This is a genomic window from Actinoplanes sp. NPDC048791, from assembly GCF_040650095.1.
Classification (GTDB): domain Bacteria; phylum Actinomycetota; class Actinomycetes; order Mycobacteriales; family Micromonosporaceae; genus Actinoplanes.
Genome location: NZ_JBEZGQ010000488.1, coordinates 1 through 6,208, shown reverse-complemented (window position 1 = coordinate 6,208; position 6,208 = coordinate 1). Strand labels below are relative to the sequence as shown.

General features: G+C 71.8%; 7 protein-coding genes. 2 read left to right on the top strand and 5 right to left on the bottom strand.

What is annotated here, in order from left to right:
- Positions 1 to 1,159 (top strand): aldehyde dehydrogenase family protein (locus AB0C29_RS28835; protein ID WP_360826429.1); only part of this gene is annotated, 1,159 nt, incomplete at its 5' end.
- A 6-nt stretch (positions 1,160 to 1,165) separates the two neighbouring features.
- On the opposite strand, the gene AB0C29_RS28830 is transcribed toward AB0C29_RS28835, so the two are convergent.
- The 5 genes from AB0C29_RS28830 to AB0C29_RS28810 all read right to left on the bottom strand — a co-directional run bounded on the left by AB0C29_RS28830 (position 1,166) and on the right by AB0C29_RS28810 (position 4,980).
- On the bottom strand, positions 1,166 to 1,993 hold the full coding sequence (locus tag AB0C29_RS28830) for a glycosyltransferase (RefSeq protein ID WP_360826426.1): 828 nt from the start codon (positions 1,991 to 1,993) through the stop codon (positions 1,166 to 1,168).
- A gap of 43 nt (positions 1,994 to 2,036) precedes the next feature.
- A complete protein-coding gene (locus AB0C29_RS28825) occupies positions 2,037 to 2,999 on the bottom strand; it encodes a TIGR03557 family F420-dependent LLM class oxidoreductase (protein WP_360826424.1) in 963 nt (320 codons plus the stop codon).
- A gap of 81 nt (positions 3,000 to 3,080) precedes the next feature.
- Entirely contained in the window at positions 3,081 to 3,719 is a 639-nt protein-coding gene (locus AB0C29_RS28820; RefSeq protein WP_360826421.1) for a DUF3618 domain-containing protein, read from the bottom strand.
- Positions 3,695 to 4,123 carry a phage holin family protein gene (locus AB0C29_RS28815; RefSeq protein WP_360826418.1) on the bottom strand — a complete coding sequence of 143 codons (429 nt, stop codon included), beginning with the start codon at positions 4,121 to 4,123 and terminating at the stop codon, positions 3,695 to 3,697. The genes AB0C29_RS28820 and AB0C29_RS28815 overlap by 25 nt, the downstream gene beginning before the upstream one ends.
- Positions 4,120 to 4,980, bottom strand: coding sequence for a hypothetical protein (locus AB0C29_RS28810; protein ID WP_360826415.1), 861 nt, complete (start codon positions 4,978 to 4,980; stop codon positions 4,120 to 4,122). The genes AB0C29_RS28815 and AB0C29_RS28810 overlap by 4 nt, the downstream gene beginning before the upstream one ends.
- A 223-nt stretch (positions 4,981 to 5,203) precedes the next feature.
- Between AB0C29_RS28810 and AB0C29_RS28805 the strand changes: the two genes are divergently transcribed.
- The coding region (locus AB0C29_RS28805) for a molybdopterin-dependent oxidoreductase (RefSeq protein WP_360826412.1) at positions 5,204 to 6,208 on the top strand (1,005 nt) is incomplete at its 3' end.

The following is a 6,208-nucleotide window of genomic DNA, read 5'->3' as shown; positions in this document are numbered from 1 at the left end:
CGCCGAGCTGATGAACGCGGAGATGGGCAAGCCCGTCGACGGCGCGAAGGACTCGATCGGCGCGGGCGTCGGCACCCTGCGCCAGTACGCCGAGCTCGGACCCACCCACCGCGGCCGGACGCTGGCGGGCAACGACGAGGCGATCGACTTGATGGCGTACGGGCCGCGCGGGGTGGTGGCGGTGGTGACGCCGTGGAACGACCCGGTCGCCGTCTCGTGCGGCCTGCTCGGCGCCGCCCTGGTGACCGGCAACACGGTCGTCTACAAGCCGAGTGAGCGCACCCCGGCCACCGGTCGGCGACTGGCCCAGCTTCTCGCTCCGCACTTCCCGGACGGGGTGTTCTCGCTGCTCAGCGGCGACGGCACGGTCGGGGCGGCGCTCGCCTCGGCGGAGGTGGACGTGGTCGCGCATGTCGGCTCGACCGCGACCGGCCGGGCCATCGCGGCGGCCTGCGCGACGACCGGGGCCAAGGCACTGCTGGAGAACGGCGGCAGCGACCCGTTGATCGTCGACGCGGATGTCGACCCGGCGTGGGCGGCGCAGCAGGCGGCGCTGGGCTCCTTCGCCAACTCGGGGCAGATCTGCGTCGCCGTGGAACGGATCTATGCGCACCGCGACATCGCCAACGCGTTCCTGCGCGAGCTGGCCGAGCAGGCGAGGACCTGGGCCGGTGACCTCGGGCCGCTGGTCGACACCCGGCTCCGCGAGGCGGTGCACGCCCAGGTCAGCGCGGCGGTGCAGGACGGCGCACGGGTGCTCACCGGCGGCGAGGTGCCGGACGGTCCGGGCGCGTACTACCCGCCGACCGTGCTGGCCGACTGCACCGACGACATGGCCGTGCTGCGCGAGGAGACCTTCGGCCCGGTCGCCCCGGTGGTCGTCGTCGACTCGTTCAGCGAGGCGCTGGCCCGGGCCGCGGAGTCACCGTACGGGCTGGCCGCGACGGTGCTGACCGGCTCGATGAGCCACGCCCAGCAGGCCTGGCGGGAGCTGCCGGTCGGCACCGTCAAGGTCAACGCGGTCTTCGGCGGTGCGCCCGGCGGTGCGGCGCATCCGCGCGGCGGCAGCGGTCAGGGCTTCGGGTACGGCCCCGAGCTGCTCGACGAGCTGACCGTCATGAAGGCGGTCCACCTGGAGGCCCCGCCGAACGGGTGGTGAGGCCTACTAGTTGGTGAGGACGCGCAGGGCGTCCTCCACAGTGTCCGGGAGTGGCCGGCGTTGGCGCAGCGCCCACGGGAGCAGGCGCGCGGCGTCGGCCACACCCCGCCGATCGTCCCGCCAGGCCGATACCGCTGTCCGGGCGACCACGGCGGGCGGGCGGCGCAGCAGAGCGGTGAGGACCCGGTTGCGCGCCTCGATGCGGTGCCGGGCGCCGTTGTCCCGGCCGGCCGGGAGCGGCAGGTGGCGCACGGTCAGCTCGGGCGCGTAGGTCTGGAGCCAGCCGGCGGCGGCCAGGTCCATGGCCAGGAGGGCTTCTTCGCCGTACACGTGCAGTTTGGGGTTGAAGCCCCCCACCTGCAGGAACGCCTCCCGCCGGACGGTGACCGCGCAGGCCAGGAAGCCCAGCACGGCCGGTCCGGGCGCACCCTCGGGGACGCCGAGGGGTGCGGCGGCCATGGCCTCGGAGACCGGGTCGACGCGGGCCTGCGGGCCGACCAGCACGCGGGCGCTGAGCAGCCCGACCCGCGGGTGGTCCCGCAGCAGAGCGGCGGCGCGGGCCAGCGAGCCGGGCTCCCAGTACGAGTCGTCGTCGGCGAACGCGACATAAGGGGTACGAGCCAGCTCCACGCCGACGTTGCGCGCCGCGGCTCCCCTGTTCTCGCCCAGGGGCACCACCGTGACCTGCGGGAAAACTGCCTTGATGGCCTCCGGGCCGCCGTCGTCGGACCCGTTGTCGACCAGGATGATCGGGCCCTCGTGGTGCGGGATGGTCTCGAACAGCCGGGCGCGCCGGTTACGGGTGGCCACCACGACGGTGACTTCGCTGATCATCGCAGCGGCCTACCCCTACCGGCCCGGGACGAAACGGGAACTTTCACAAGCGCTGGAGCTTGTCGTGCAGGTCCTTCTGGAAGAAGTCGATGAAGCCGTCCGGGTCCGGACCGGCGTTCTGCAGGACGATGTGGTCGAAGCCCGCCTCGGTGTACTTCTTCACCGCGGCCACGTACGGCTCGGCGTCCGGGCCCAGCGCGAACTGGCCGCGGACGTCCTCCTCGCGCACCGTCTGCGACGCCGCGTCGAAGTTGACCGGATTCGGCAGCTCGCTCATCACCTTCCAGCCGGTCAGCGCCCACCGGGTGGTCTTGAGGACCTCCTGGATGCCGGCCTCCTCGGTCGGCGCCCAGGCCATCGGCACCTCGGCGTAGCGGGGGCCGGACCCGCCGGCACCGGTGTAGCTCTCGACCAGGTCGGCCCGCGGCTCGGTGGCGAACAGCCCGTCACCCAGCTCGGCGGCCATCGCGGCCGCGTCCTTGCCGCCGGCCGCGACGGCGATCACCGGCAGCTGGTCCGGCAGGTCGAAGACCCGGGCGTCCTCCAGTTGCAGGTGCTTGCCCTCGTACGACTGGTAGCCGCCCTGCCAGAGCAGCTTGATGATCTCCAGCGCCTCGCGCAGCCGCTCGTGCCGGCCGCGGACGCTCGGGAAGCCCTGCCCGACGACGTGCTCGTTGAGCCGCTCCCCCGCGCCGATGCCCAGCGTGAACCGGTTGTCCGACACGATGGCCAGCGTCGCGGCCGCCTGGGCGATGATCGCCGGGTGGTACCGCACGGTCGGGCAGGTCACGCCGGTGGCCAGGCCGATCCGCTCGGTGCGCGCGGCGATCGCCCCGAGCACGGTCCAGGCGAACGGCGAGTGGCCCTGCACGTCCAGCCACGGGTGGAAGTGGTCGCTGATCTCGACGAAGTCGAAGCCGGCCTGCTCGGCCCGCACCGCCTGCTGGATGAGCTCCTTCGGGCCGAAACCCTCGGCCGACAGCTTGTATCCGAACTTCATAGTCATGCGATTCCAGTGCCCGAGCGGTGAACCGACAAACGCCGGGCTTGCCCCCTTCGGGGCAGCCCGGCGCCGGTCGTACGAAGGTCAGGACCTCGCGTCGCTGACCGCCTGCTTGCTCTGGTCCTTGGCGTCCTGCGCCGAAGACTGGGCCTGCTGCTTGGTGGTCTGCGCGGCGTCGGCGGCGGTCTCCTTGACCTGGCCGACCGCCTGCTGCACCGTGCCCGAGACGTCGTCCTTCATCTCGGCCGCGACGTCCTTGACCTTGTCGGTCAGGTCGCCGCTGTGCTCCTTGAGCTGCTGGCCGGCCCGCTTCTCGGCGTCGGTGACCGGGATCAGCGTGGCGGCGAGCATACCGACACCGAAGGCGATGATGCCCGCGGCGAGCGGGTTGCCCTGAGCCTGCTGGGCCACCGTCTGCGGAGCGCTGCGTACCGCGTCCGCGGCGCTGTGCGCCTTGTCGCCGGCCTTGTCGGTCAGCTGCGACGCCTTGTCCTGCACCGTGTTGACGGCCGACGAGGCCTTGTCCTGCACGGTGCCCGCGGCGTTGCCCGCCGAGTGCCGCGCGTGCTCCGAGCTACCCATGACCTTCTCCTTCACGGCGGTCCAGCGGCGCTGGGCGGCCTTGGTCGGGCTGGTCTTCTCCGCCAGCAGATCCACGTGGCGGGTCATGGAGGCGCGCGTCGCCTCGATGTCCTGCCTCAACCGGTCGGGTTCTTCAGCCATTGCGCGTCCTCCTTGAGGGTGTCGACGGTGCGCCGCGGGGTCGGGTCCACGGTCTTGAGCTTCTTGCGGCCGTTGCTGTAGAGCACCGCGCCGACGATCCCCCAGAGCACCGCCACGATCAGCGCGGCCCAGCCGGGATCCATCACATTGCTGAGGGCGGCCACCAGCGCGAAGCTGAGCAGCACCAGCACCAGGTAACCGGCGAAGGCGGCGGCGCCGAGCATCCCGGCCGCCTTGCCGGCCTTCGAGGCCTCCTGCTTCAGCTCGACCTTGGCCAGCTCCACCTCCTGGCGGAACAGCGTGGACAGGTCGTTGCTGATGTTGCCGATCAGTTCACCGACGGAGGTCTCGCTGACCTCCTCGGTGTGGTCCCGCGAGTGGCCGGTCGGGTACGGCGCGGTCATCGCGTGCCGCCCGGGTAATCCCGCGTGGTCCCGGTGACGTAGTCCTCCTCCACGACGACCGGCGTGCCGGTGCCCGTCGAGGCGTACTCGGTGGACGCCGCGGGGTAGCCGGTGGTGGTGCCGACCGCCGGGTCCACGTAGCCGCCGGTCGTCGTCGTGCCGGTGGTGTAGCCCGTCGTGCCGGCGTCGTAGCCGGTGTCGTAGGTGCCCGGGTTGGACACGAACGAGTCGCTGGCGGGCTTGTCCGACGAGAGGTCGTCGGCCTTGGCCACGCCCTTGCCCAGGCGGGCCACCACGAAGCCGGCGGCCAGTGCGCCGGCCAGGAACGCGCCGGGACGACGCCGGGCGAAGTCCTGGACCTCGCGCAGCACGCCTTCGGGGCCGTGCTGCTCCAGGTAGCCGGCGAGCTGCCGGCCGCTGTCCGCGACGCGCGAGACGACCTGGGTGGCGGGCGAGTCGGCCCGGTCACCGCGCATGTCGTCCAGGTGGTCGGCCATCTCGCGGATGCTGCCGACGAGCTTGTCGTTCTGCGTCCGGGCCTGCTCGCTGACCTTGCCGCGAACCTCGGACGCGACGTTGCGGACCTGGGTCTTGGCCTCGGAGCCGACCCGCTGGGCCTGCTGCTTGGCGGTGTCCTTGACGTCAGTGGCGGCCTGACCCGCGGCCTGGGCGGTCTGTCCGGCGGCCTGCTTGACCGCGGACTGGTCGCCGCCCGAGGAGCCCTGCCCGGTCGCCGGGTACGTCTCGGCGGGGTAGGTCGTCTCGGGATATGTCGTCGCCGCGTAGGTCTCGGTGACCGGCACGTCGGCGAGGGGGGTGGTGTCCGGCGCGCGGGCGCCCGCAGACGGGTCACTCATTGCTGCCTCCATCGTGGTTCGTTCGTCCGTTGGTGCTTCGCGATATTGGTTACCCGGGGTGGCCTCCGCTAACGCATAAAACAGTCCACACAATACGACGAATTCTTTCCGCATAGATCAGTTTTCAGCGGGTACTCACCATGACTCCCTTTTCCTACAGCGCCCATCGGTTTACCATGTGTCGGACGATCGAGACCGGTCAGTGCCGCAGAGGAGCACCCTGATGGACGACATGCTGGACGAGGCCACCTACGACCGGCGCCGGCTGGCCCAGTGGCTGACCGGTGAGGCAACCGGCTTCTCCCGCCGGGACCTGCTCAAACTCACCGCCGCGGCGAGCGCCGGCCTGGCCGGCGTAGCCGCCACGGGCACCGCCGCCACCGCCGCCGCGCCGGGGCCGATCGTGAAGCCCCTGCCCCCGGAGCTCTTCACCGTGCTGGGCACCAACGCCGAGATGCGCTGGTCGGCGCTGGCCGATCAGGGCTATCTGGTGCCGATCGACCGCTTTTTCGTCCGCAACCACACCAGCACGCCGATCATCGATGCGGCGGATTGGCGGCTGCGCCTGTTCGGCGCCGGACTGCGACACGGACCGGTCTCATTGACATATGAGGAATTGCGCAGCCTGCCGAGCGAAACGGTCACCGCAACGGTGGAATGCGCCGGAAACGGCCGCAGCTACTTCACCACCCAGCAGGGTCAGACGGTATCCGGCACGGCCTGGAAGCTCGGCGGCGTCGGCGTGGCCCGCTGGCGCGGCGTCCGGCTGTCCACAGTGCTGCGTCGCGCCGGCCTCAGCCGCCACGCGGTGGACGTGCTGCCGGCCGGGCTGGACCCGAACTTCGTCAGCGGCGGCGTGGACCTCGGCCCGGTCCGCCGCCCGCTGCCGCTCCGCAAGGCACTGCACGACGTGCTGCTCGCGTACGAGATGAACGGCGAACCCCTGCCCGCCGACCACGGCCACCCGGTGCGGCTGGTGGTGCCCGGCTGGATCGGCATCGCCTCGATCAAGTGGCTGGGCAGCATCGAGGTCAGCGACGCCCCGCTGTTCTCACCCTGGAACACCCAGTTCTACCGGCTGTTCGGCCCGGACCACCCGGCGGAGGGCGAACCCTTCACCCGCCAGGTCCTCATGAGCGCCTTCGATCTGGACCCGGGCGCGATGGTCCCGGCGGGCCGGCACGTACGGCTGCGCGGCCGGTCCTGGTCGGCGGCGGGCGCGATCCGG